This is a genomic window from Shigella sp. FC1661, from assembly GCF_001712525.1.
Taxonomy (GTDB): Bacteria; Pseudomonadota; Gammaproteobacteria; order Enterobacterales; family Enterobacteriaceae; genus Escherichia; species Escherichia coli.
The window spans coordinates 1-858 of sequence record NZ_MDGW01000393.1 but is presented as its reverse complement, the minus strand read 5'-3'; the positions used below and the strand labels follow the sequence as shown (position 1 = coordinate 858).

Annotated in this window: 1 protein-coding gene and 2 pseudogenes; 1 reads left to right on the top strand and 2 read right to left on the bottom strand. The window is 48.0% G+C overall.

The genetic code is table 11. From position 1 onward, the window contains the following. Nucleotides 1-350 (bottom strand): annotated as a pseudogene (locus BFF42_RS18820) (transposase); the annotation flags it as partial. Between the two features lie 69 nt (nucleotides 351-419). Here BFF42_RS18820 and BFF42_RS27025 point away from each other — a divergent pair. After that, nucleotides 420-584: pseudogene (locus BFF42_RS27025) on the top strand (phage tail protein); the annotation flags it as partial. Between the two features lie 20 nt (nucleotides 585-604). On the opposite strand, the gene BFF42_RS18810 reads toward BFF42_RS27025, so the two are convergent. Continuing rightward, nucleotides 605-858: integrase core domain-containing protein (locus BFF42_RS18810; protein WP_024167457.1), on the bottom strand; the 254-nt coding region annotated here is incomplete at its 5' end.

Below are 858 nucleotides of genomic sequence, written 5' to 3'. Positions count from 1 at the left end.
CACTTGGCAGAGTGTGACCACAGGATAATGCGCTCTGAGTTTCCCGATTATCGAGAACTGTTCAGGGAGTCTGACATCAAGAGCGCGGTAGCCTTTTTTAATATTTCATTCTCCATTTCAATGCGTTGTAGCTTTTTCCTCAGCTTACGTATTTCGATTTGTTCTGGTGTTATCGGAGAGGCTTTTGGTGTTTTGCCCTGACGCTCATCACGCAGTTGTTTGACCCATCTTGTCATTGTGGAAAGGCCAACATCCATAGCTTTGGCGGCATCTGCCACCGTGTATTTCTGGTCAACAACCAGTTGAGCGGATTCGCGTTTAAACTCTGCGCTAAAATTTCTTTTTTTCATTGGAGCACCTGTGTTGTTCTGAGGTGAGCATATCACCTCTGTTCAGGTGGCCAAATTCAGTGTGCCACTTCAAACACCGTTTCGTGGAGATTTCGCGCACCTGCCGGACACGGATTGTCAGGGATATCGATATCGGATACCGGCCGTAACTCAGCGGATAACGTCAACGGTGTGTATTACCGACCGCTGCAAAAACTGATTAATGGCACCTGGTATAACGTAGCGAGTATTTAACAATGTTGCTGGATTTGCCCCTATATTTCCAGACATCTGTTATCACTTAACCCATTACAAGCCCGCTGCCGCAGATATTCCCGTGGCGAGCGATAACCCAGCGCACTATGCGGATGCCATTCGTTATAATGCTCGAACGCCTCTGCAAGGTTCTTTGCTGCCGTTAACCCGTCTGGTTTGGGCATGATACTGATGTAGTCACGCTTTATCGTTTTCACGAAGCTCTCTGCTATTCCGTTACTCTCCGGACTCCGCACCGCCGTGTTCTTCGGTT